Origin of the sequence: Peijinzhouia sedimentorum (assembly GCF_049340005.1) — a bacterium.
Taxonomy (GTDB): Bacteria; Bacteroidota; Bacteroidia; order Cytophagales; family Cyclobacteriaceae; genus CAXBDP01.
Genome location: NZ_JBMPIY010000001.1, coordinates 551,362 through 577,014, shown reverse-complemented (window position 1 = coordinate 577,014; position 25,653 = coordinate 551,362). Strand labels below are relative to the sequence as shown.

The 25,653-nt window shown below is 37.5% G+C and carries 23 protein-coding genes; 9 read left to right on the top strand and 14 right to left on the bottom strand.

Going from position 1 to position 25,653, the window contains the following annotated elements; genetic code table 11:
* Window positions 1-29: 29 nt before the first annotated feature.
* Window positions 30-1,091, top strand: coding sequence for a cation diffusion facilitator family transporter (locus ACOXY8_RS02550; protein WP_458329990.1), 1,062 nt, complete (start codon window positions 30-32; stop codon window positions 1,089-1,091).
* A gap of 118 nt (window positions 1,092-1,209) precedes the next feature.
* Entirely contained in the window at window positions 1,210-2,445 is a 1,236-nt protein-coding gene (locus ACOXY8_RS02545; RefSeq protein ID WP_458329989.1) for a pyridoxal phosphate-dependent decarboxylase family protein, read from the top strand.
* Between the two features lie 69 nt (window positions 2,446-2,514).
* Here ACOXY8_RS02545 and ACOXY8_RS02540 read toward each other — a convergent pair whose 3' ends face one another.
* Entirely contained in the window at window positions 2,515-3,876 is a 1,362-nt protein-coding gene (locus tag ACOXY8_RS02540) for a M28 family metallopeptidase (RefSeq protein WP_458329988.1), read from the bottom strand.
* 98 nt (window positions 3,877-3,974) lie between these two features.
* On the opposite strand from ACOXY8_RS02540, the gene ACOXY8_RS02535 reads away from it, so the two are divergent.
* Window positions 3,975-4,499, top strand: a complete 525-nt coding sequence (locus tag ACOXY8_RS02535; RefSeq protein WP_458329987.1) for a DinB family protein — start codon at window positions 3,975-3,977, stop codon at window positions 4,497-4,499.
* Here ACOXY8_RS02535 and ACOXY8_RS02530 read toward each other — a convergent pair.
* Window positions 4,496-5,344: an SDR family NAD(P)-dependent oxidoreductase gene (locus tag ACOXY8_RS02530; protein ID WP_458329986.1), complete on the bottom strand. Its 849-nt coding sequence runs from the start codon at window positions 5,342-5,344 to the stop codon at window positions 4,496-4,498. The genes ACOXY8_RS02535 and ACOXY8_RS02530 overlap by 4 nt on opposite strands.
* Before the next feature lie 54 nt (window positions 5,345-5,398).
* Complete coding sequence (locus ACOXY8_RS02525) at window positions 5,399-6,277, bottom strand: HAEPLYID family protein (protein WP_458329985.1); 879 nt, start codon at window positions 6,275-6,277, stop codon at window positions 5,399-5,401.
* 176 nt (window positions 6,278-6,453) lie between these two features.
* Between ACOXY8_RS02525 and ACOXY8_RS02520 the strand changes: the two genes are divergently transcribed.
* The gene (locus ACOXY8_RS02520) at window positions 6,454-6,981 is read left to right on the top strand and encodes an acyl-CoA thioesterase (protein WP_458329984.1); all 528 of its coding nucleotides are present in this window, start codon (window positions 6,454-6,456) and stop codon (window positions 6,979-6,981) included.
* 33 nt (window positions 6,982-7,014) lie between these two features.
* On the opposite strand, the gene ACOXY8_RS02515 is transcribed toward ACOXY8_RS02520, so the two are convergent.
* The 5 genes from ACOXY8_RS02515 to ACOXY8_RS02495 form a co-directional block, all read right to left on the bottom strand.
* A complete protein-coding gene (locus ACOXY8_RS02515; protein ID WP_458329983.1) occupies window positions 7,015-7,656 on the bottom strand; it encodes a protein-tyrosine-phosphatase in 642 nt (213 codons plus the stop codon).
* A complete protein-coding gene (locus ACOXY8_RS02510; protein WP_458329982.1) occupies window positions 7,647-7,985 on the bottom strand; it encodes an ArsR/SmtB family transcription factor in 339 nt (112 codons plus the stop codon). Before ACOXY8_RS02510 ends, ACOXY8_RS02515 begins: the two co-directional genes overlap by 10 nt.
* Before the next feature lie 75 nt (window positions 7,986-8,060).
* Window positions 8,061-8,951 carry a cysteine synthase CysM gene (gene cysM / locus ACOXY8_RS02505; protein WP_458329981.1) on the bottom strand — a complete coding sequence of 297 codons (891 nt, stop codon included), beginning with the start codon at window positions 8,949-8,951 and terminating at the stop codon, window positions 8,061-8,063.
* A 2-nt stretch (window positions 8,952-8,953) separates the two neighbouring features.
* Complete coding sequence (epsC, locus tag ACOXY8_RS02500) at window positions 8,954-9,784, bottom strand: serine O-acetyltransferase EpsC (protein ID WP_458329980.1); 831 nt, start codon at window positions 9,782-9,784, stop codon at window positions 8,954-8,956.
* Window positions 9,785-9,929: 145 nt separating this feature from the next.
* Window positions 9,930-10,202, bottom strand: coding sequence for a hypothetical protein (locus ACOXY8_RS02495; protein WP_458329979.1), 273 nt, complete (start codon window positions 10,200-10,202; stop codon window positions 9,930-9,932).
* A gap of 22 nt (window positions 10,203-10,224) precedes the next feature.
* Between ACOXY8_RS02495 and ACOXY8_RS02490 the strand changes: the two genes are divergently transcribed.
* A complete protein-coding gene (locus ACOXY8_RS02490) occupies window positions 10,225-10,506 on the top strand; it encodes a hypothetical protein (protein WP_458329978.1) in 282 nt (93 codons plus the stop codon).
* Between the two features lie 13 nt (window positions 10,507-10,519).
* On the opposite strand, the gene ACOXY8_RS02485 is transcribed toward ACOXY8_RS02490, so the two are convergent.
* The 4 genes from ACOXY8_RS02485 to ACOXY8_RS02470 all read right to left on the bottom strand — a co-directional run bounded on the left by ACOXY8_RS02485 (window position 10,520) and on the right by ACOXY8_RS02470 (window position 16,651).
* On the bottom strand, window positions 10,520-11,413 hold the full coding sequence (locus tag ACOXY8_RS02485; protein WP_458329977.1) for an MBL fold metallo-hydrolase: 894 nt from the start codon (window positions 11,411-11,413) through the stop codon (window positions 10,520-10,522).
* A gap of 547 nt (window positions 11,414-11,960) precedes the next feature.
* Window positions 11,961-14,594 (bottom strand): DUF5686 and carboxypeptidase regulatory-like domain-containing protein, encoded by a 2,634-nt coding sequence (locus tag ACOXY8_RS02480; RefSeq protein ID WP_458329976.1) that lies wholly within the window; start codon window positions 14,592-14,594, stop codon window positions 11,961-11,963.
* 357 nt (window positions 14,595-14,951) lie between these two features.
* Window positions 14,952-15,857 carry a hypothetical protein gene (locus tag ACOXY8_RS02475; RefSeq protein ID WP_458329975.1) on the bottom strand — a complete coding sequence of 302 codons (906 nt, stop codon included), beginning with the start codon at window positions 15,855-15,857 and terminating at the stop codon, window positions 14,952-14,954.
* A gap of 140 nt (window positions 15,858-15,997) precedes the next feature.
* A complete protein-coding gene (locus tag ACOXY8_RS02470) occupies window positions 15,998-16,651 on the bottom strand; it encodes a transposase (protein ID WP_458329974.1) in 654 nt (217 codons plus the stop codon).
* A gap of 289 nt (window positions 16,652-16,940) precedes the next feature.
* On the opposite strand from ACOXY8_RS02470, the gene ACOXY8_RS02465 reads away from it, so the two are divergent.
* The 4 genes from ACOXY8_RS02465 to ACOXY8_RS02450 all read left to right on the top strand — a co-directional run bounded on the left by ACOXY8_RS02465 (window position 16,941) and on the right by ACOXY8_RS02450 (window position 23,911).
* The gene (locus ACOXY8_RS02465; RefSeq protein WP_458329973.1) at window positions 16,941-17,942 is read left to right on the top strand and encodes a zinc-binding dehydrogenase; all 1,002 of its coding nucleotides are present in this window, start codon (window positions 16,941-16,943) and stop codon (window positions 17,940-17,942) included.
* A gap of 207 nt (window positions 17,943-18,149) precedes the next feature.
* Complete coding sequence (locus ACOXY8_RS02460) at window positions 18,150-19,784, top strand: M14 family metallopeptidase (RefSeq protein ID WP_458329972.1); 1,635 nt, start codon at window positions 18,150-18,152, stop codon at window positions 19,782-19,784.
* Window positions 19,785-19,792: 8 nt separating this feature from the next.
* Window positions 19,793-21,547: a M14 family metallopeptidase gene (locus tag ACOXY8_RS02455; protein WP_458329971.1), complete on the top strand. Its 1,755-nt coding sequence runs from the start codon at window positions 19,793-19,795 to the stop codon at window positions 21,545-21,547.
* A gap of 132 nt (window positions 21,548-21,679) precedes the next feature.
* On the top strand, window positions 21,680-23,911 hold the full coding sequence (locus ACOXY8_RS02450; protein WP_458329970.1) for a prolyl oligopeptidase family serine peptidase: 2,232 nt from the start codon (window positions 21,680-21,682) through the stop codon (window positions 23,909-23,911).
* Between the two features lie 83 nt (window positions 23,912-23,994).
* Here ACOXY8_RS02450 and ACOXY8_RS02445 read toward each other — a convergent pair whose 3' ends face one another.
* Together ACOXY8_RS02445 and ACOXY8_RS02440 are read right to left on the bottom strand one after the other, a co-directional pair.
* On the bottom strand, window positions 23,995-24,474 hold the full coding sequence (locus tag ACOXY8_RS02445; RefSeq protein WP_458329969.1) for a hypothetical protein: 480 nt from the start codon (window positions 24,472-24,474) through the stop codon (window positions 23,995-23,997).
* Window positions 24,475-24,476: 2 nt separating this feature from the next.
* Entirely contained in the window at window positions 24,477-25,652 is a 1,176-nt protein-coding gene (locus ACOXY8_RS02440) for an efflux RND transporter periplasmic adaptor subunit (RefSeq protein ID WP_458329968.1), read from the bottom strand.
* Window position 25,653 lies beyond the last annotated feature (1 nt).

Here is a 25,653-nt window from a genome sequence, read left to right as displayed (position 1 = left end):
ACTTTTATTTTTGATATTGAGTTCGAATAATGGTTTTAAGATTCCTATTTATAACTTGTCAAAATAAAAATAAGCCCATTCCCTTGAGCCAAATCAATCCAAATAATCCTGAAATTCAAAAGCGAAAGTTGATTTTATCTTCCTTCATATTGAGTATTTTTTTAATGGGTTTGAAATTTTTTACTTATTATCTCACTGGAAGTAAGGCTATTCTCACCGATGCGGTAGAGTCTATTGTGAATGTTGTGGCGTCTGGATTTGCATTCTATAGTATTTATCTTTCATCAGTTCCAAAGGATGAAAATCACCCTTATGGACATGGGAAGATCGAATTCTTTTCGGCAGGACTAGAAGGAGCATTGATTATGATTGCTGGAGTGATCATCTTTTTCCAATCTATTTTCAATCTATTTAATCCAGTAGAGTTCAGTAATCTGCCGGAAGGTATGATTATTCTTGCCATAACGGCTATAGCAAATTTTGCAATGGGCATCATCTTGAAAATTCGAGGCAAGGAGCTTAATTCTATTGTGCTAGTTTCTGATGGTAAACACATATTTACTGATGCCATCAGTAGCGTGGTATTGGTGCTCGGCGTTGGGGTTGTCTATTTGACTAATATCGTTCAGCTCGATAGTTATTTGGCAATTGGCTTTTCCATCTATTTTGTTTTTAGTGGATTTTCATTGGTCAAAAAGTCAGTTATTGGATTGATGGATGCTGCTCACCCTGAAACCTTGGAGGAGATCAATACCATCCTCAATAATCATCGACAAGAGAACTGGATTGACATTCATAATTTAAGGATTCAACGCTATGGAGCTAATATTCATGTGGATTGTCACATTACATTGCCTTATTATTACAGCCTTGTACAAACGCACGATGCGGTGGATCAAGTAGAAGAATTACTCACTAAAAATTACAATCACGATTTAGAGATATTTTTACATGCCGATCCATGCATCCCTGAAAACTGCTGTAGCTACTGCCGAATTACGGATTGTCCTGTACGCAAGGAACCTTACAGTGTGGATATTCCATGGACAGTCGAGAATTTGAGTAAAAATCAAAAGCACTATCGAGCTTAATTTATCCTCCCGCTTTTTTCAATACTAAAGGTTGAACCCAAAATCATTTGTATTCGAAATTGAGTAGAATTCCTCATTCAAGATTTCTTAGTTTTGTCCTCAAATTGAAAATTTGGAAATGAATTATTGGAGAAAACATAATCATCAGGAAATCAAAGACAGGGTGTTTGGTGCATTGGCAAAAAACATAAATTATTACGATTCCAATATATTGGGCTTGCCTGCCTCCCATTTGGATAAAGAAGTTTTTTATCAGGATTTACCATTTCTGAAAGATGCTCCTTTTTTGACATCACTGATCCATAATCCAAATCATATTGGTTGCCATACATTAGAGAAATCAGAGCATTTCTTCAGTGGTACCCAAGCTATCGAGCGTGAATTGATCTCGATATGTGCTGAGGATATTTTTGGAGCTGAGGCGGGAGGATATGATGGCTATGTCGCTGCAGGCGGTACAGAGGCTAATATGCAGGCCATTTGGATTTACAGAAATCTTTTCAAAAAGGAGTTTGGAGCGGAGCACAAGCAAATGTTCATTCTAAGCTCGGCTGATAGTCATTACTCAATGGCCAAAGCATCCAACGTTTTCGATGTGGATATGGTGAGTGTTCCAACAGAATCGAAAACTCGTCAAGTTGATAAATCTGCCCTAAAACAAATCCTCCAAGAACAAAAGCAAAATGGTAAAAAGTACGCTATTGTAGTCTGCAATATGATGACAACAATGTATGGGTCTGTGGATCAGCCTGATGCTTATATTAATGCTTTAAATGCAGCTGAAATTGAATTTAGATTGCATGTAGATGGTGCCTATGGTGGATTTTTCTATCCATTTTCCAATCAGCAATCGGTATTGAATTTTAAAAATCCTGCTGTTTCGTCAATTACTATCGATGCGCATAAAATGGCTCAGGCTCCATACGGAACGGGCATATTTTTGGTGCGTAAAGGATTAATGCACTTTGCTAATACCAAAGAAGCAAGCTATGTAGAAGGAGAGGATTTTACCTTAATTGGCAGCCGATCTGGAGCAAATGCTATTGCAGTTTGGATGATTTTACAAACACATGGCCCACATGGCTGGCAAGAGAAAGTGGAAGTATTGCTTAATAGAGCAAAGTGGTTTTGTCATCAACTCGATGAATTGGGTTTGGAATATTATCGTGAGCCATTCTCAAATATTGTAACCATCGAATCTAGCCAGCTTCCTGAGGAAATTGTTGAGAAATACGGCTTGGTGCCTGATAATCACCAATCACCAAAAGCGCATAAGATTGTGATAATGGATCATGTAAGCCGTGAGAAGTTGACAAATTTTCTTGATTCATTTCGAATGTCTAAAGCTTTATAATGTTTCAACTATATAAACCGAAAAAAGCCCGATAATTCGGGCTTTTTTGTTATAATTTATGTTTGTTAATTATCTGGTCGGCAATGGGATCACTGGCAAACTTTCATGTCCATCTGCACTTACAGATTGTACAGCAAATAAGTAATTATCTTTTGAGTAGGGTAGGGTTACGCTATTTCCTTCAACATAAAATTTCCTTTGCCACATACTTTGGTCTGTTTCACGCATAAGTACATAGTATCCTTTTGGTTTTGGTCCTTCTGCATCTTCCCAGCTTAACGTGGTTGAGTTTTCCAACCTAATGTTAATGCCTGCTCTGGCGGGAGCTGGCGGAGCCTTAGCTAGATTTGCTAGAACTGAAACATTCATTCCCGTGATTTTTCTGATATATTCATAATCAACGAATTCTGGTAAATCACCTACTTTCTCGCCAAGTCGTAGTGTCACATTCTGATGCTGATAGTTGTAGTTCTCATTCATCTCGCAAAAACGAATTGCCGCGAAACCGTTTTGAGCAAATGGAGTATGATCGCCACCCCTTAGAAAGCGGTCGTTTCTATAAATCAATTTTACTTGCAATTGATCAACGTATCGCTCTCCAATTTCTTTGCTATAGCGAGCTAATTGACGTGATATTCCGTCATTCTCTAAGCTCAATTGTTTTCTCAGTGCTTCTTCACGCTCAGATTCAACAGAAGGTACACCTTCACTAAATATCCTCACTTGCGTATTGTCATTTATATTGGTGCCGCTGCTATTGCTATTGCCAATCATATCGTTGTTGAGCATTGCTACCAAATTCCAGTTTTCAGCCTTAGCTTTTTCAGCCATGTGACGAGCACCCAACAGGCCTTGCTCTTCGCCGGTTACTGTCATAAAAATGATCTTATGAGGGAATGCTTTTTTGCTCATCACACGCACCATTTCCATCACAGCTGCCGTACCTGAACCATCATCATTTGCGCCTGGAGCATCAATATCCGGATCCATCACGCTAGAAGCTCGGCTATCCATGTGTCCACTTACAATTAGCACTCTATCATCATTAGGATCAGTTCCATTAAGTGTGGCAACTACATTAAAAACTTGAACATCTTCTGTTACACGGCGACCATCAGCTTTAAGGGTGAAGTAGTCTAGTTCAGGATTTAACCTCCCGCCAGATTCTTTCGCCCATTCTTGAAACTTGGATAAGATATAGTTACCGGCCGCACCAATCCCTCTTTCAGGATCTGTTTGCGAGCTAAGTGTATGGCGCGTTCCAAATGAAGATAATTTTCTAACATAAGATTCTATACTATCAGCCGAAACTTCTTGTACCATTTCGTTGATTACAGGATCCCTGTTTACAATCTCTGTTTGCGCAATTGCTTGTCCTCCAAAAAGGATCATAGCACCCACCAACAGACCATTTCGTATTCCGTACTTCATATTTATTGTATTAGTTTAGAAATTGATTTTCCAGATTAAAATATTGGCTGTGTTTTTACCATATTTGGGTTCCAATTTAATCCTTTTTTTAAATAAGCATGAGCACTTTTATACAAAGACCAAAACAGGGAGAATTTCCAGCATATTATAGCAATTATATAGCTTTAGTACCTGAGGGTGATTTACTTCAATTCCTTGAAATTCAAGGCAAAGAAATAATTTCAGTGCTGAAAATTATACCAAGTGAAAAAGAGAATTTTAGATACGCAGAAGGAAAATGGACTACAAAAGAATTAATTGGGCATTTGATTGATACAGAAAGAATTATGGCGTTTAGAGCCTTGGCGTTTAGTCGTTCAGAACTCCAATCAATACCAGGATTCAACGAAAATGATTATGTGGATGCGGGAGGTTTTGCGGCAAGAAGTTTAGCAAGTTTGATCTCAGAATTCAAAAGCTTAAGAGCTTCAAATATTGATTTAATAGCTAGTTTTTCTGAAGTTCAACTGAATCAAGCGGGCAATGCTAATGGATTGAAGGTAACGGTTGCTGCCCTGTGCTATATTATAGCAGGTCATGCAGCTCACCATATCAACATTTTGAAAGATCGTTATCTAGCTTAAAGATGGCTTTTGACTAGAGCTGTGCTTAAGTTCCAAAGCTTAAGGGCATTTTCAGTATTTCTTGCACTTTTGGATGGCTCTATAATTTTCTTCTTTTTCAAATATTTACCATTGATTTTAAGCCCAATATCATTCTGGGCAAGGTAAATGATTGTTTCAGCTCCCTTTTCTGGACTGATGAAAAATGGTTTGGCTAAAATAAATGCGAGGTTTCGAATAAAGCCTTTCCCTTCGCCAAAATTGGTATTTACTCCGCCTGGGTGCATACAGTTTACCTTAATTCCCTTGTCTTGCCATCTTTTTGCCGCTTCTATAGTAAATAAGATATTACACATTTTGCTAAGTGCATAAGCCTTCAATGAAGAATAGCCTTCATCACCTTGCAGGTTGTTGAGATTGAAACTGGTAATGCGATGAGCCTCGGAAGAGACGTTAATTACTCTTGCTGCATTGCTTTTCTCAAGTAGTGGTAAAAGCAAATTGCTAAGCAAAAACATGGATAAGTGATTGGTAGCAAATGTTAGTTCAAAACCTTCATCCGTTAATTGCTTCTCATCTGGTCCTAAAATTCCAGCATTGTTTATCAGCGTATCAATTCTTGATTCTTTAGCAGAAATTTCATCTGCTACTTTCTTCACTTCTTCCATGCGAGACAGATCGGCTAGGTAGAAATCTACATCCTTATTTTTGCATTGCTCTATTACCTCCAGCTTGGTCTGCTCGGCCTTTTCCTTATTTCTAGCAATAAAAATATATCTATCAGGAGAATTAGCTAATTTTAGTAAGGTTGCTTTTCCTATGCCAGAAGTGGCACCTGTAATGAGTATTGTTTTCTTTTTATTCATAGTGTCCTTTTATGCTTAACTATGAATCCAACAGCATATGTTTCAGAAAAGGACTTATTTATGTTTGAGAGGCTCCCAAATTAACCGAGTAAACATACTGAAGCGTTCATTTTCCCTAGCTACAGGCACTCCGCCAACTAGTCCGATCAAAAAATTATCAGCAATTGCAACTCTAATTTGAGGCCTTAAAGTCATATCAAAATCTTGATCATCACGCAAATATTTATTCACTTCTAAGCCAATGAAATTGCGTGTTCCTGGAATCATATAGTGAAAGTTTGTATGCCATTCATAGCTAAACTCCCAAAGTTTGGTTTCAAACTCACGATAGAAACTTGGACCTGTATAAATAAGTGTGTGATAATTACCTCCCCATCTTTTTGCAGCAACAAAGAATGGATTATATACATTGCCTTCGAATAAGGGCTTACCAAAATTCCTCAGTTCTGTAAAAACTAATTCATTTATATAGCCAAAAGCTAAACTCGTTTTGGCTTTGTCCGATACCAGAAAAGTATATTGAAAAGCAGTTTTAAAACTCTCAAGCCTATCTGATGGAACATCCTCTTTAAGCACACCAGCTTGTGGAGCCTTAAGTAAAAATGGAAGTTCAACTTCCAAGCCCAATCTATCAATAGGCGCCCATTCGTATTCGACTAGTAATTCATAACTATCAAATGCCAGATTGTCTGTAATACCCATACCAAGGTTCCATTCTCTCTCGCCTTTTCTAGCTCCTAAGTCGCGAATAAGATCGATGTATAATGGTTCAGCGTGTAGTAGTTTAAGAGATTCTTTTTTTCCTTCTGTTTCTTGTATGTAAATACTGTCAAGTGCTTGATTTTCAATTTTTATGCTATCAACTTCTTGTGCAAAAATGACAAATGAAGTGCAAAGCAGAAGAATGCCAAAAAGTAAAACTCTCAAAAACATGGTGCGATTATTTTAAATTCCAGATTCGCCTTGAGCAAATATTAGGCTAAAAGTGCTTCATGAAATGGGCAATTTTAAAAAAAAAATCAACCTTATTACATTCCTTACTTTAAGTCAATTTGTGGTTGTAATTGATAAATAAGTCTTAATTTCGGTTTGAAAATAATAAGAACCTGATGCTCGATTACGAAAAATTAAAGAACCCGCAAAAAACTACCGAAAGCCGAGTTGTAATCCGATTTCAAGATTGCGATCCGCTTCGGCATTTGAATAATGCGAAATACTTCGATTATTTTTTCAATGCTCGGGAGGATCAGGTGCCTAAATTATATGGCTTGCAGGTGATGGACTTCATCAATGCATATAAAGCTGCGTGGGTGGTTTATCAGCATCAGATTGGATACATCCGACCGGCGATGGTAGGAGAGTGGGTGCGGATTTTTTCTCGTATTGTTTGGTTTGATGACTACACTTCTGTAGTTGAGTATTTTATGACCAATGACGATAAGACGCAATTGAAAACAGTACTTTGGACTACACTGAAATATGTCGATTTCAAAAGCGGTCAAAGAGTTCCTCACCAAGGTGCGGTGGTTGAATATCTAGAAGCGGTAAGCCTCACAGACTTTGACCCAAGTCAACATGATTTTAATGTTAGAGTAAAGGAAATTAAAACCGAAATAAAAGGCTGGGCTGAAAAGTAAATAAATCTGTATTTGAATAACAGGATTGCAGTTCTAAACTTTTGAGAATACATAGATCATTTCAGTTGCAATTTGCTTGCATCGCTCGTCGTATTTTTGTGCTTCCAGCTCGGTTCTGTCAAAAGCTTTCGGATCATCATATAGCAAAGGAATTCTAGCTTCTGTTCCTGGAATAAATGGACAGTTTTCGTCTGCATGCGAGCAAGTCATCACTGCGGCAAATCCTTTATTTGGACTGCTCGGATCATCAAATAATTTTGAGAAAGCCTTGATAGCAACTGAATTTTCTGATGTATAAAGACTATATTTTGGATTGCCTTCTCCATCTTTATCTACCTTAAATCCAGCTCTTTCCATAGCTGCTACAGCTCTTTCGTTGAAAGCAGTAGTTTCCACTCCACCTGAATAACAAATAGCTTTTACACGAAATAAATTCGCAGCAGTTTGCGCCCATATTTGAGCAAATTGACTTCTTCTTGAATTGTGGGTGCAAATAAAATTAAGATGGGTATCTTCTTGCTTATTTTGCTTTGCTTGAATGTAGTCAATCAATACTTGAAGAACTTCTTTTCTATCTTGAGGGATTTCTTTAGTCTTGAGGTTTTGGAGATATTCCTTAAGTCTTGGAAAAAGCGGGAGGTTGAAATTCATATTCTCAGGAGTGTTTAGCAGCAAGAATCACCGCAATTTGCTTGTTTGAAACTATTGAAAAGAGTACTAAATACTTCTTGAATTTCGGCCCAGCGATCAGGGTTGATGCAATAACTCACGGAAACACCTTCAATTGTTCCTTGGATAATCCCGCTGTCCTTTAATTCTCTTAAATGCTGACTAATAGTGGCTTGAGCCAAACCAAGCTCCGTAACCAAATGACTATTGACGCAAGCATTCACTTTGAGCAAATGCTGAATAATAGCAACTCTTGCCGGATGCGCAAATAATTTAGCTAATTGCGCTAAATCATTTTGCTCTTTTGTAAATAAATCTGATTTGGTAACTCCCATAATTTTTTGCAAATATATTGCAATATTACGATGTAATCCTCAAATAGGTTTAATTCATCTTTACCTTTTGATTAATTAATCTTCAAACAAATCGGAGCTTAGGTATCTATCGCCACGATCGCAGGCAATGCAAACTATTAGTCCACTGCTGAGATTTTCTGCCAATTGTAATGCGATTGACAAAGCTCCTCCGCTACTCATTCCTGCTAATATACCTTCTTCCTTAGCTAGTCGACGAGTCATATTAGTAGCTTGTGCTCGGCTTACATCCATTATCGTATCTACCCGATTTGGCTCATATATTTTTGGTAAGTATTCTGGTGACCACCTTCTGATGCCAGGAATTTCTGAGCCATCAGTTGGTTGAGCACCAATAATTTGTATGGCTGGGTTTTTAGATTTCAAATAGCGAGAAACACCCATAATTGTGCCTGTAGTACCCATGCTCGATACAAAATGAGTTATTTTACCATCTGTATCTCGCCATATTTCAGGGCCAGTAGTTTTCTCATGCATCCGGTAATTATCGGGATTAGCAAATTGGTTTAGTTGCTTGTAATCACCTCCCGCTTCCATTTCGGCTGCCAATTGGCGAGCATATTCAATGGTTTGTTTAGCAGGAGTTAATATCACTTCCGCACCATAAGCTTTCATAGAAAGTACTCGTTCTCTTGTGGCATTATCTGGCATTACCAAAGTCATCGTCACGCCCAATACTTTTGCCATCATAGCTAGCGCAATACCAGTATTTCCACTTGTGGCTTCTACCAAATTATCACCTTGCTTTATATCGCCTCTATCCAATGCACTCTTTATCATCCCATAAGCCGCTCGATCTTTCACACTCCCTCCAGGATTATTTCCTTCGAGTTTGCAGTAGATTTCTACATTTGGATTGATAGGAATATGCTTAAGTCTAACTATTGGAGTATTGCCAATGGTGTCTTCTATATATTTGATATTCATTGCTATATATCCTTGTGGAGAATTAATTCAGTATGCACTCCGTCCGTATTTGGCTGTACTTTATAGTAAACTTTTGAGCCTGCTTTCACACTTTGGGTGAGCCAAACATTACCTCCTATTATTGAATTATCGCCAATATGTGTATTGCCTCCCAAAATGGTTGCACCTGCATAAATCACTACATTATTGCCAATTGTTGGGTGTCTTTTGGTTTGCGCATCTACCTTATCAACACTCAAGGCTCCAAGCGTCACGCCTTGGTATATCTTCACGTTATCACCAATTACGGTAGTTTCACCAATTACCACACCTGTTCCATGATCGATACAGAAATGCTTGCCGATGATCGCTGCAGGATGAATGTCGATTCCTGTTTTGCTATGGGCATGTTCAGAAATGATTCTTGGTAACAAAGCAACTTTTTGTTGATAAATAAAATGTGCAATTCGATGTGCGGCAATAGCATAAAAACCTGGATAAGTTCTCACTACTTCTGCTGTACTTTGTGCAGCAGGGTCACCAAGGTAAACGGCTTCTATATCTTCCACTAGAGCTTCTCTAATACTTGGGAGTACCTTGAAAAGGTTTTCAGTTATTGTTTTTGCGATGCTTAAGCTTGGCGTTATATTCTTGGAAAGAATTTCCTCAAATTCAAGTCTAAGTTGCTGATTAAATGCTTCGAGTTCTTCAAAAGTTGTAAAACTCACTTTAGAGAATTCTGGGAATAATAAGCCTAGAGTCTTTTCGAAAAACTCAACTACCTTTTGCGGCTGAGGGCATTCAGCAGCTTTTTGATGTTTATGAAAAAGCTCTTTTAAGTATGTGGTGTCCATTGATTTTAGATTTAAGAATGGCTTAATTAAACATTACACCATAAATCCAAAAACAAGGTATTATTGTATTGGTTCAAATAGGCTGTTTAATTATATGGAATGCGAAAATGTGATACTAGTGGAAAAAAGCAAATTGCGGGGTATTCTAAATTATAAAAAAGAGAATGATCATAATCAAAACTGCAACAGCTAAGTAGATAATTTTAGTACGTTTTTCAGTAAGTAATTTCGTCTCTTTCCATTGCTGAATTTCTCTGAGATATGGATTTAGTCTTTTTGTTCTTTTACTTTTTGCTCCCACATAAGGGTTTTCACCCATCTTTGTTCTACGGTTGAGTTGCTTATGATTATTATCAAAAAGATCTTTTCCAAGCTTTGAAAACCCAAGTCCTCCAGTCATTATTGAAATTTTTTTCATAATTTACGTAAGAAAATACATAATGACTAAAGCAATCATGAAAAATTCCGACACTTACACCAAAACAATTCTAACTATTATTGCCCTTTGCTTGATGCTATTGGTTTTTCAGAATGTATCATTTGTAAATACAGCGCAAGCAAATTCTGAGATACCTAATAGCTATGGATTAATTCCGCTTAATGAAGATGGGAGCATAAATGTTCGTTTGATCGACCAAAATAGAATCGATGTAAATATCCGTTCTATTGGAGGAAAAGATATTTATAGCAGTACGCTCAATGTTCAAATTCAGGATTATTAGCCCAGCATTTAATCTATTCTATTAACGCACCCTTTTTCTTCCAATAGCGGAGTATCCCAGTCACGCTCATATCGGCAGGGTTGGCCGCATCGTATCTTTTTAGGTCTTCATCGTCTATAGCGTGACCTTGCAATTCGTCGAGTGTTGTATTTCTGAAAAGTGCAATAAGATCTTGTAATTCAATTCCTTCATTGTGCTTTTCCTTAATAAAGTTTGTCCAGCGAATGAGCCTTTCTTCCAAGTATTCAAAATGACTTTCTGGTGCGTCGACTCTACCAAAATGAGTCAAAAACAAGCCTTTTGGATTCAGAGATTTTAGCTTGTGGATTGAGGTAATCCAGTCTTCTATATTTATATCTGGTGGAGGACAAGGAGGTACTGCTGGACCATTATTGATACAAACACCAGCTACATCACCTGTAATTATTTCATCGCCAATTTGCCAAGCAATATGGTGAATCGCATGCCCTGGAGTATAATGAGCTTTGATTTCTGTATCCCCAAATCTCAGTATGGCTCCATCGGCAACTGCTTTTACTTTATTAGTCGGAATGGGTTTCAATTGCCCCCAGAGATAGTCCATTTTATCGCCATAAATCTTGGTTGCAGATGCTAGCAATTTACTTGGGTCGATCATGTGTGCGGTGCCTAATGGATGCATATAAATATCTGCTCCATGCTCAGCCATTGCCCAAGCGGCACCAGCATGATCTAGGTGTATATGGGTAATGAATACATGTCTAATATCTGAATATTTGTAGCCATGTTCAGCTAATGCAATTCCTAAGTTTTGCCAAGATGAATGTGGGCCTGTTTCAAATAAAATTGGTCCAATAGAAGTTTCCACCAAAAATGCCGCAATGGTCTGTTTATGGTCGAGGAAGTTTAAGTCAAGTACTTTTATCATGGTGTTTTCGAATTATAAATTGCATGCTCATGCAAGGCGCTGTATTACAATATTAGGCTAGTAATGTACATTCAATAAGAAAAGGCAAAATCTGTTATTTTGGTTTCATTGATTGGCAAAAAGACAATCATTTGAAATTACTGATTGAATCAGAAGATAGAGATAATTTAAATGCATACACTTGAGCAATGGGGCAGAGTTTTGATTTCTTCTTTGCGACTCCTCTGCGCCCTTCCTTTGGCCTAAGTTTTATTCATTTTTTGCCAAATTTGGGTTGAGTGATTGTTGTCTTTTGCTATGATTAAATTTCACTTTTTCAGAAGCGATATTCGTAAATCTGCTTAATCTAAATTATGAGCAACAAAATTGTAGTATTCATTTTATCAAACTTGATCACAGTTTAGACCTTTTCAAGGCTCGGATTGCAAACCCTAAAAATAGATGATTACGCTTTACCAAAAGCGAACTTTTGCTGCGCTCTAGTTACGGCTTTTGTGTTTATGTCATTACTTAGAAATAGCTCTGCGCAAAGGAGTCTATTGATTACTTAATCATCACCTGAAGTGATCGAAATAATAGTAGCAATACCAATGCGTAGGCCAACTTCTTCATATTTCCAGTCGTTAAATCCAGCAGCAACTTCCACACGGAATAAGCGGAAAATATTGTCGATAGAATAACCCAATTCTGCATAATGTGGCGAAGCATCGGTTTTGAGGTAGTTTACAAAAATGTTTTCTCGTAAGCCACTAATGCGGACGCCAGGCAGCTGGGTTACCAAGAATTTCCTAAACTGATAATGTGTATGGCCTGAGAAGTAATTCTGATCAGTGCTATAGTTGTAGTAGTCCAGCAAACGGAATCCTCCCGCCGGTCTCAGACTACTTAAAATCGTTCGGTTTCCATCAAAATGTTTGTAGTCCATGAAATAGGTCTTATTGTTATTCAAGAAGCTACCTGCTTTCAATTCAAACTGCAAATTTCCACTAATTCCGAACCTAAATCCATGGTTTATGCCCAATTCTATATGATCAAAATCTACGGCACTATTTGCTACATTGTTAATGCCTTTTCGATAGAGGAATAATAATTCCGGCGAATCACTAAAATCACTGATTCTACGACCATTTACGATTCTGTATTTAACTATTGGCCTGAATGCTACTTCTGTTTGGAAAGTCAGCGCATTGTGCGTTTCGAATCCGGTATTTGCCAAACCCACATTTACGGGTCTATTTTCGGTGTAAGATCTTTCGCCTCTATTGTATAAGCTAATATCTGAGGTATTGAATAATTCAGAACGCTGCGCAAATTCTAGTTTACCCTTGATGCTCCAATGCTCGCCTTTTTGCCAAGAAGTAGCTATTTGTCCATAGCTTTTTTCAAATATCTTCATGAAATTTTGGCGATATAATAGCGAAGTCATCGTATTGATATGCGGGTGGATGGGCATGGTTACCGTATTGAACTGATCCACAAATTTGCCACCTTCGACTTCCAATCTAAATGAAGGCTTGCCTGCTCTTGCAGATTTACGATAGGCAAATGCCGCTTTTCCATAGAAATCCTTACTTGAAAATCCATATCTAAGCAAAGGTTTGAACTCAATCCTGCGACGCAAACTATCAAAATTATACGTTAGCGATGTGCCAATATTGGTGTTGAAACCTTCCACTGTATTATAATACACTTGGGTAATATTATTGTCGATGCCCAATCGCAGGCTTGGCCCAAGTCGGTAGCTACCACCAAAAATTATATCTGTTGGATTAAATTTCCTTCTCTTTATCACGCCTGTAGTATCCACGCCTGTAAGCTCTACCTGTCTAATCACCGCCACGCTATCATCTCTTTTATAGCCTTTTATCTCTTTGCTCGTAAGTGGGACTGGACGGATGGTTTCCCAATAGCTGGAATCTCTTTTAGTAGCCAATGAGTCCGTTTTATAGTTTCTGACGGACACTACTTCCGGTTCTTCACTTTGCTTGATTTGCTCCTTTTCGTACTCATTTATCATTTTTCGGAATTGCTTCCTCGTCATTTCTTCAGGATTGGCAATTTCACTATCTCTTTGCGCTATGATACTTGGTGCTGCTTTTTTGATTTCATCCGGCACATCCTCAATCTTCTCATCGATAATGTTGGTTTGCGTAGCCATTATTTCCTCATTCAAGCTTACATTATAATCACTAAGCGATGCCAGATAATTATAGCGCCCTTTGAAGCCCAGCATCTTTCCACTAAACTCAAATTGATGATTTATCGGCATCCAAACTGCAGGCTCTACCGGAGCGTATGTTTGCTTTACATCTATTTGGATTCCTAGGTAATAGCTTGTGAGATCCAAACTATGAATTGCCCAGAGGTCTTCAATAATGAAAATCTCACCTTCGAAAACCTGCTCACCGCGAGACCTTGGAGTTACTTTTATCTTATTGATAATCATTTCATTTTCGACAAAACTGCCTAAATATTCGAAACGGTAATAGGCAAATGCTGATGTAGAAAGTGGAGAAACTGCACTAGCAATATTATCTTGATAAAAGCTAGTGACGATATACGGAGTAGGAGAGGCGTTGTCTAAACCCTGCCCAGAAGTACGGATGGAAATAACTTTCTCATCTATTTCATTCGGTTGTTTAAATGTGATTACACTTACCGATTCACTCGTAAATGCATCATCAACATTTACACCTTCTTTTTTCAAGGTGTTTTTCAAGAAGAATGGCACGCCTTCGATTACACCAGTTCCTTTTAGATAAACCTGTACATTGAAGCTGTCATATTGCAAGAGGTGATATTTAGCTTTTGCGATGGCTTTACGCATTATGGTGTATGCAGCATCTTCTTTACCGCTTTTTACCACCACTTCCGAAAGTGTAAATCCCTGCTCCTGAAGTGTAAAATCTATTTCCTGCCAATTATTATTAACTGTTACTTGCTTGTTGACAGCTGCATAGCCAATGTATTGCACCGCAATGGTGTAAGTGCCAGGCTTCAGACTAATTTCGTAAAGCCCTTCCTCATTGCTGGAAGTACCCGTTTTCAATTCTGAAATATAAAGGGAAGCAAACGGCAGAACTTCACCGGTTGAAGAAATTACTTTTCCTTTGATGCCTTGGGCAAAAGATGCTGAAAAAGTAAGGAAGAATAAGGATAGAATCAGTAATGCTTTTCTCACAAGTTTTATTTTAGAGATGCCGGAAAATACCGAAAGGTTGCACAAAGTTGAAAATGAATCTGCTTAATACAAGATTATTAGATTGGTTGGTTTCTTATACGGTTAGTAGGGATATTTGGTGGATGGAAAATGCTACTTATTGTGGAGATTTTTGGGTATTTGGGGGAGGGGTGTGAATTTATGAAACTGCTCCATAGCAATACTTAATCACAATAGAATTTATCCTTCTCCCAATTTTCAGGATTTGTTTTTCAGGATGGGATTGTTATTATCGGATTGCAAATCCTATTTATCTGTGAGTTCGACATCATAAATGTTGAACAGGAGGTGAATTTAAATATTTCCAATTACAATTAATCATAAGGTGATAATATTTTTCCAAAATTCTATTTCATGTTTTAGTTCCTTATTCATTTTATTATAAACCTCTTTTGAAAACTGAAATTTATTTATTAGTTGTAAAATTGATACACAATTTATCATTCTGATTAAACTTAGTGAAGTTGTTAATGTTTCTTGGTTGAATTTAGAGTTTTTGTGATTACCATTTTCGTTAATTTGAATTGCTGAAATAAACTCAGAGTGAGCGTAGTTTGAATAAAGCGTATAAGCTTTTTTGACTATCGAACTGTTTAGTTGACTTTCATCTATCAATTTATCCCAACTTAGAATTCTAGGAAAACCATACTTATTTAATTTCCATATATTGTTTTTATTTAAGTTTGAATAATATTTACTTTTTTGTATTGAATCTGTCAGATATTCAATTTCTTGTTTTTCTCTTTCTAATTTTTCTAAATACTGTTGACGTAAATTTTCACCATAAGATTGTCTCACTTTAAAGCCGGAGATTCTCCATAGATTATATCTAAAAATTTGTTCTTCCTTGCATAAGTCATTGTAAAATAAGTATTCTAATGTTAGAAAGTTTTCTACAATGGCTCGAGTTAAAATGAAAATAGAAGACCTGTCAATAATTTCAATTTTCTTATATTGATGAACCCCCGATAGATTATCTCCAAAGGATAATTTCACAATACTTTTTGAAGCCAGTAATAATTTAATTGAAAGTGATTCAATATAAACTTCACCAACATCAAGTTTAGGTTTATAATCATATATGGATTGAATTATGCTTGCGTGAGCTTTGAAAATTTTCTCTAAACTATATCTGAGATCAGGAATATTTAGACTCTTTGCTTGCTTAATAGCAGCATTTAAAGCTTTTTGTGCATTCGATTCTTCTCTACTATCTAAACCCATTATCTCAATTAAATTACCATTTTTATAAATCTAAGGTTTTCTCTAGATAGTTACAAAACCATAGTTTTGTCTTTAGATAAAATCTATCTGCTCTAAATTATATTTAAGTGACTGGCATAAAAAAACTTTCAAACTAACCCTTAATGACAATAAAACTTATCCTTCTCCCAATTTTCAGGATTTGTTTTGATATAATCTGAAATGCGTTGGAATTCTGCGTTGTTGCGGATTATGTGGTCGTGGTAGCGGGGTTGCCAGGCGAATGGTGATTTCATTTTGCGAATTTCAAAGGTACAACGACCTTTATACCAACGTATAATCCTTGGTATGTTATCATGCAACATTGGATTTTTTGAACCCGAAATACCCCCAATTGTTTTTGATTCTGATTTGGTTGCCAATTTGGGTTTGGTTGTCGATTGCAGTTCCGTAGAGACGCGATTAATCGCGTCTCTACAATGGTAAATGTTGCCCATTTTACCGCTGTTAGCTATTTGATCTGATTTATCTATAATTAAAATACCATGCATATGGTTGGGCATTATCACAAACGAATCCAATGTTACAAATGAAAAATAGTTAGGAATTTCATTCCAATATTTTTGCGCAATTTTCCCAATATCTGACAAAACCATTTCCCCACCCACAATTTCACCAAAATACCGTTCCTTTTCACGAATGCAAATGGTGATAAAGTACGCACCATTCCATCCATAATCCCACCATTGGGCGCGGGCTGATTGTATTCTATAGTTGTTTTTGAATCTGTCCAAATTGTTGATTTTCAGATTCAAAGAACGATTTTTTACTCAATTTTCAAAATACTACTTGAGTAGAGTAAACCACATCCTTCTCCCAGTTTTCAGGATGGGATTGTTATTGTCGGATTGCAAATCCTATTTATCTGTGAGTTCGACATTGCAAATGTTGAACAGGATGAATGCAATATGTCTTAAGGTCAAATAGCAGCTTAAATTAAGCTTTTTAGCTTCCTTAGACTTGAATAAGCAAATTGAAATATATCAGAAACGCCTATCCTCCCGCTTTCCTTTTATATCTTAGCCTTATCAAAAATTGAATTTTATGAGAGGATTAATTTTAAGTGAACATCATCCAGAAAAATTGGAATTACTTGATTTGAGCAAACCATCTTTATCTGAAGGAATGGCTTTGGTTAAATTAAAAGCGGCAGCACTGAATAGAAGAGACCAATGGTGCAGGGAAGGTATGTATCCTGGATTAAAATATGGTGTAATTTTAGGTTCAGACGGTGCAGGAATTGTTGAATCTGTCTTCAATAAGAATGATGAAAATTGGGTCGGAAAGGAAGTGGTCATCAATCCAAATATAGACTGGGGCGAAAACCCAGCAGTACAATCTTCCAAATACAATATCCTTGGAATGCCGAGCAATGGTACTTTTGCTGAATATGTAGCCGTTCCTGTAGATCGCTTACATCTCAAGCCTAAGCATTTGGATTTTTTCCAAGCGGCGGCGCTTCCATTAGGCGGTCTCACTGCGTACAGAGCCACCATCAAAAAAGGAAATGCCAGTAAAGGAAAAAAAGTGCTAATAAGTGGAATTGGTGGTGGAGTAGCCACGATGGCGTTTTTATTTGCAAATGCTGTTGGTGCTGAAGTTTATACGACATCAGGTTCGGATGAAAAGTTAAAGAAAAGTTTGGATTTAGGAGCTCAGGCAGTTTTTAATTATAAAGATGTAACCTGGCTCAAATCGGCTAAAGCAGAAAGTGGAGGCGGCTTCGATTTGATAATTGATAGTGCGGGAGGTGATCAACTTAATGAATTGATGAAACTGCTAAAGCCGGGTGGTAAATTAGTGTTCTATGGTGCCACATTGGGAATTAGTAGGAAACTTGAGCTTCACAAGATGTTTTGGAGCCAAACGTCTATTGAAGGTTCTACCATGGGCAATGATGAAGAATTTGCCGAAATGCTTCAATTGGTAAGCGATTTCAAAATCGAGCCTATTATCGAGGAGCCAATTTCATTATCGAATTATTTGGATGCTTTCAGCAAAATGAAAGATTCCTCTCAAATGGGAAAGATAATTTTAGAAATTTAAGCCAACGCTTAAAGCCAATCTTTACCTTTTAAAGGTTAATGAGTATTTCTATCAAAAAGCGTATTATGATGCCTAGTGCTTAGTTATTTTTATTTTTAGAATATTTATAAACGCAATTTCGCTGACTGTGGCATTATTTGTAATTTGATGTCCCGAGACAGGAATTGACATTTTATCAACCCTAATAAATTACCAAAATAAATAAACATGAAAGAAAGAATTACCAAGACTATGTTAGTGGCGGCATTTCTTTTTGCTCCTTTTATAGGCATGTCGCAGAGCAATTATCCTACTAATGCTCAGACTGCCCAAAGGCTGCAAAAGATTGCATCAGACCACTCGCAGATTGCTAAACTCGAAAGCCTTACCAAAACCGATGGCGGCTCAGACATCTACGTGCTTCGAATAGGAACTGGAGATGTAGAAAACAAGCCGGGTATCGCTGTGGTAGGTGGCGTTGAAGGATTCCATTTGCTTGGAACCGAATTGGCACTACAATTCGCTGAACAATTGGTTGGCGAAAAGCGCAGTGCTTTGGATAAAACAACCTTTTATATTTTCCCAAATATGAGTCCTGATGCTTCTGCTCAATATTTTGCTTCATTGAAATATGAAAGGAGAGCCAACGCTCGCAATACAGATATGGACCGTGATGGTCGTATGAGTGAAGATCCTTTCGAAGATCTAAATAATGATGGACTTATCACGATGATGCGTGTAGAAGATGCTACTGGAACTTTGATTCCTCATCCTGCTGATTCTCGTGTATTGATTCCTGCAAAAACCGATAAAGGAGAAGCTGGAGCTTACAAATTATTTACTGAAGGTGCGGACAATGATAAGGATGGTAAATTTAACGAGGACAGTGAAGGAGGAATTTTCTTCAACTCGAACTGGTCTTACAAATATCCATCTTTCCAGCCGGGTGCTGGTGAATTCGCTGTTTCTGAAAAAGAAACTAGAGCCATTGCTGATTACTTATATGAAAGATGGAATGTGTTTGCTGTATTCACATTTGGACCAGCAAACAACTTGAGCTCACCTTTGAAATACAATCGTTCTGGAGCAACAGTACGTGTAATCACAAGTATTTTGGAAGAAGACCAAAAGCTAAATGCATTAGTTTCTGATATGTACAATAAAACAATCACTCAAAAGAATGCTCCTGAGAATTCTGGTTCGGATGGTGATTTTTTCCAATGGGCATATTTCCATTATGGCAAAATGAGTTTCAGTACTCCCGGCTGGTGGGCTCCAATGGTTGCTGATGATAAAGACAATGCAGATCAAAAGCCTAATACAGACAAAAATAGAGAAGTGAATTTCATTCGCTGGGCTGAGCAAAACAATGTAGATGCTCTGGTAGAGTGGACAAGTGTAAATCATCCAGATTTTCCAGGTAAAAAGGTAGAAGTAGGTGGCATCAAGCCATTTGCTATGTATAATCCTCCATTCGAAATGGTTGCTGAAATTGCAAAAGAGCATACCGACTTTATGGTAGATTTTAGTGCAATGAGCCCAGGTTTATCCATAGTAAATGAAAAAATTGAAAAGTTGGATAACAATGTTTATCGTATTACTGTGGACTTGAAAAATACAAGTGTGCTACCAACTCACGGCGAACTTGGAAATAGAGCAGGCTGGCTTAAGCGCATCAGAATCGAAACTGGATTAGCGGGAGGACAAAAGTTTCTTTCTGGCCAAGGCCTAACGCTAGTTGACAGTATTGCTGGCGATAGCCATGAGAAAATGGTATGGCTAGTGCAAGGCAGCGGCAATGTCACAATCAAAGCTGGTGCTCCACATACTGGCTACATAACCAAAACCTTAAACCTTAATTGAGAATGGCTATGAAACTAAAAATATATTTATTATCCCTCACTTTGGTAGCCGCAGGCTTATTCGCATCAAATGATGCCCAAAGTCAGAGCAACAACCCTGAACATTTTTTCAGAGCTGCTGGTACACCACACAACCCAAAAGTAAATGTGGCTTGGAATCGTTACTATTCCCATAGTGGCATTGCAGACATCATGAAGAAAATTGCTGCTGCATATCCGGATTTGGCGAAATTAGAGTCTATTGGCAAATCCTATGAAGGCAGAGATTTGTGGTTATTGACCATTACCAATTTCAAAGAAGGTGGTGATCCTGACCGCAAGCCAGCTATCTATATCGATGGTAACATCCACTCCAATGAAATTCAAGGAGCTGAGTTTTCTCTTTATACAGCATGGTACCTTACAGAGAATTTTGCTGATGTAGAGTTCATCAAAGAACTACTTACTGATAAGACTTTCTACATTGTACCTACTATCAACCCTGATGGCCGTGAGCATTATATGCGTAAAGCAAATACTGCAAGCTCCCCTCGTTCAGGTGTGATTCCAATCGATAATGACCGTGACCAAATAATTGGCGATGATGGTTATGACGATTTGAATGGTGATGGCCATATCACTCAGATGAGAAGAAAAAATCCAAATGGTCGTTTTATTGTTGATCCGCAGGATCCTCGTAGAATGATTGTTGTAAATCCTGGAGTACAGGGTGAATATGAATTGCTAGGCCAAGAAGGTATTGATGATGATGGAGATGGCTCAAGCGGTGAAGACCGTGCAGAAGGTTTCTACGATCCTAATAGAGATTGGGGTTGGAATTGGCAACCAGGCTATATTCAAGGTGGTGCGTGGAAGTATCCATTCTCACAACCTGAGAATAGAGCAGTGATGGAGTTTGCAATGAAGCATCCAAATATTGCTGCTGCTCAAAGTTACCATAACTCTGGCGGGATGATTTTACGCGGTCCTGGTGCGCAAGAGGATTTGCCAACTTACGATCGCGCGGATACACAAGTATATGATATCATTGGTCGCAAAGGCGAAAGTATGATCCCAGGTTACCGTTATTTGGTGGTTTACAAAGATCTATACTCAGTATTTGGTGGTGAATTAGATTGGTTCCATGGCGGACGTGGTGTATTTACTTATACCAACGAACTTTGGACAAACTATCTAATGTACAATCAAGAAGGTGGACGTGGCCAAGATATTCAGTACGATTTCAATAATGATCTGCTTTTTGGCGATGCATTGGTAGAATGGGAAGAGTACGATCACCCAATGTATGGAAAAGTTGAAATTGGTGGCTTCAAAAAGAATTTTGGCAGAGCTCACCCAGGATTCTTGCTAGAATCAGATGCGCATAGAAATATGGCTTTCACAATTTTCCACGCATACCATACTCCTAAATTGTCGATCCAATCCATCGAAGAGAAGGACCTTGGTGGTGGTTTGAAAGAGGTGAATGTATTGATCAAAAACGAAAGATTAATCCCTACTCACTCTAGTCACGATTTGAAATTCAAAATCAACAGACCTGATTATGTAACTATTAGTGGTGGTCCAAAAGTGATCACAGGTATGATTGTACAGAATGCAGATTTTAACAATAATACTGAGCAAACACAAAATCCATCTAAAATGGAAGTTGCTAATATCCCAGGTAATGATGTAGTACATGTCCGTTGGATTGTATCAGGAAACGGAAGTTACACGATTACAGTAGATAGTGCCAAAGGAGGCATAGTATCTAAGTCCAAATAAATAATTCTGACCAATCTGAAAGCCACGTTTAGCAATAAGCGTGGCTTTTTTGTTTTTATCCTCCCGCTTTTACCAATGCATTAGTAATTATTTCAAAATTGCCCTATTTTGTTTCAAGCAAAATAAATAGCCATGCAAAAATTAAAGATTTACGCATTATCCATCATTCTGTGGGTGTGTGTGTTACCAAGTAGTATTGCGCAAAAAACTCCTTTTACCATCGATGATGCTATAAAAGTGAAATCAATGGGCAGTCAAAATTTATCCAACGATGGAAAGTATCTCGCCGGAATGATTAGCGACGGAAGCTCAAGGTTTGGAACCGATCATTTCAGATTTCAAGATCCTAGTTATATCAATGTAAATGCCGGAGAATTCGTCATTATTAATACAGAAGATGGTTCGCAAATAAAGCCTTATACGAGCAACGCAAAAGTTACCTCTATGTCTTGGGCACCAAATAATAAGGAGATTGCTTTTTTGGAAGAGAAAGATGAAAAGCTCCATTTGATGGTTTATGATGTAGATAGAAAAAGGCTTCGTGAAGTGAAAATTGCAGGAAATCCTTTGCTAGCAAATTCATCTCTCACTTGGACTCCCGATAGCAAATCTTTGATATTGCATACGCGGGAGGATGGATGGATGGCTAAGGCAATGGCACTTTATAATGAAGCTACAAAAGGTCCGATAGTGGTATATGACGGGTCAAAACCATTTTTGAAATGGGATGAAATCAGAAATACAAATAGCCTTACCGTAGTCCACAAAGTAGATATTGCCAGTGGCTCAGCGGTGAAGCTTTTAGAGGAATCGAATTATGGAGGCATTAATGTAAGCGAAGATGGTCAGTTTATGATTTTCAGTGAGACTTTCCCATTAAAAACAGCCTATGTTCGTAATGAAGGAACAGAATACCAAACTGCCTACTTAGAATTGAATAAGCAGGATTCCGCAAAAATCATCTATGAGCGCAATAAGCAAAGAAGAAATTTCAACTGGAGTGATAGCAAAAGCAAATATGCTTGGGTGGATTCTGGCTACGTTTATATCCAAACACTAGGTATGGACGATGCCAAAAACTTAACCAAAGGAAAGGCATATTCAGATGAGGAAAAGAAAAAGGAAGTGAAGTTTTCTGTGATGACTTGGAGTCCGCAAGAAGGTAAATTATTGCTGAGCTCAGACAAAGGCTATTGGTTGGTTGATACAGAAGGTGAAAATTTAGAAATGGTATATGAGCTTCCAGAAGATAAGGATAAGGCTCCGAGTCTTAATATGATCAATTGGTCTCAAGATGAGCGATATCTATATTTTAGCTATTCAGCCAAAGATAAATGGGAGAGAGGTTTTACAAGATATGATCTGCAAACTAAGCAAATGGAAAACTTATTACTAGACAGCAATTTGTATTCTGGAGTGCAGTTTTCTAAAGATGGAAGTAGCGTAGTATTGAGTTTTTCGGATGGTGATATGCCCTCGAATGTGATGGCTACAGACATAAGTTTCGCAAATATGAAAGCCCTTACAGATCTTAATCCATGGATGAATAATAAGAAACTAACTCGCTCTGAATTAATTAGCTATAGAAATTCAGATGGCAAGGAACTGCAAGGAATACTTTATTACCCTGTTGATTATGAGCCTGGCAAAAAGTACCCGCTTGTTTGTGAAATTTATGAAGGGTTCTTTTCCAATGGATACAATCGTAATATGAACTTATTCACCAACCAAGGCTATTTTGCTCTTCGTCCATCTGTCGATTTGGAAATGGGCTATCCTGGCGAGGCTTGGGTAAAGGGAATCACTTCTGCTATCAACAAATTGGTAGATGAAGGCAAAGTAGATAATGACAAAGTAGGCGTACAAGGAGGTAGCTATGGTGGCTATGCAACGTCTCTGCTAATAACTCAAACAGATCGTTTTGCTGCGGCGATAAATATTTCGGGTAAGGTAAATATCATTAGCTTCTTGGGTGATAGTCCAAAAATTGGCACTCGTAACTACACAGCAGCTGAGTATGGACAAGATAGGATAGGAGGTTCACTTTGGGATGAGCCAATGAAATATCTAGCGACAACAGCTGTAATGTATGCGGATAGAATAAAAACGCCGCATATGATTATGACAGGAGAAGGTGATTGGAATGTGCCTGGGACAAATTCACGTGAGTTATACTATGCCATGCGAAGATTGGGTAAAGATGTAATTTGGGTAAACTATCTAAATGGTGGACATGGTGCTGGAGCAGCAAGTGATGAAGCTGATTTCCATGATCATTGGAATCGTGTATTTGCCTTCTATGATAAACACTTTAACAAGGAGGGTAAAGAAACTGAAGCTGTAACTACAGCAAGTAGTAATTGAAAAAGAAACGCCCGGCAATTTTGTCGGGCGTTTCTGATTTATTTTGGTATTACGTTCACTCCAAATGATCTTTATTTTATTAATCAATCGTCAGAATCATTGTTAATTAGGATTGTCTTTGCTTCATTTCTTATTTCAGTATGGCGAATTTCACCGCCACTGGTTCCCACAAATTTGGCAATGACACCATCAGTTATGGCAAGCAAAAGAATAATAAACATAAGATGTTGAGTGTATTTGAATTTTTTTAGTTGTGCGAAGAATACAATCAATGATAAAACTCCTAAAATCAGAGTAATTATGAAAAATGTTTCTGCATATTCTTCATGGAGATGAATGAGGGTCCCACTAATTCCTGTAATATTCTCTACTACATCTTCTGCACTCTCGCCTGTATAAAAGGCAAGAATTGAAGTGATTGCACTAAAAATAAATACACCTAGGGCAGTCAGTTTAACCTCTGTTTTCCGGAGTAATAATCCAACAACAAGGATAAGAATTCCAATCAGCAGACCTACTATAGGTAAGTGATTAACTAATAAATGAAAATGTGCGCCGTTCATGATTATTCTGTGATTAAGTTAAAAGCACCGTTAATTAGAATTTTTGCATTGTCTTTGAAATCTTGGGTATTAAGTACCTCTACATAGTCATCATTTGTCAAGCCAGTTATTACTTCTTTTTTTATTAAAGTATATCCATCACTTGTCGAATCAAGCAGAACTAAGGCATAGTACTTATTATCTAATTCAACCAAAGCATTTTGAGGTATAGAATTTCTTAATTCAGAGGAGGTTAAAATTTCTGCTTCCACATACATTCCGGGATTAAATTTAGCTTCAAGCGATTCATCCAAAAGGTGGCCGTGTATGCCAATTGTCCTTTTTTCTAAATCTACTGTTTTGTTTATCAAGTGAACAGTTGCCTGGTATTCCTTACTATTATCTTCTTGAATTCTAAAATTAATAGCTTGACCTATACTTATTCTTGGTAGGTCTTTTTCAAATATGGCTAGCTCTAAGTGAAGATGCTCTGTGTTTACAATTGCAATTGCAAATTGAGTAGGAAGTAAGAATGCTCCTCTTGTGATACCGATTTGGGAAACAAAGCCATTAATTGGTGACTTTATACTTATTGTAGTACGGATATTATCTACAGTTAAACCATCAGGATTAATTCCCATCAGGACTAATTTCTTACCTAAAGATTCAAGCTTTACTTTAGTTACCGTATAATCAGATTCAGCCTTTAAAAAGGTTTTCTGTGAAGTAACATTATCCTTAACAAGATTTTTCTGTCTTTCATAATCTGATGCTAAATATGCAAGCAGGCCTTTTGCTTCCAAATATTCTTGTTGTATTTGAACATAATCAGGGTTTTCTAAAACAAATAATTCTTGTCCTTTTTTCACCTGCTCACCAGGTATAAGTAGGATGCTCTTCACTGTTCCACCAAAATAAGTGCTTACGGTTGCTAGGTTTTCAGGTGGCACATCAAACATTCCATTAGCCTTTACAATGTCATTGAATGTTTTCATTTCCATTGTTCCCAATTTCATATCAGAAGAGGTAAACTGTGATATGGTTAGATTGTAGATATCTTCGTCAACTGATTCCATGGGTAATGCATCAATGGTTGACTCCTCTGAATTTGAATTACATGAATTCAAAGAAATAATGGACACTACAATCAAAAGGACTAATGAGTATTTTTTCATTTGAGTGTTTTTATATTTTTTCATC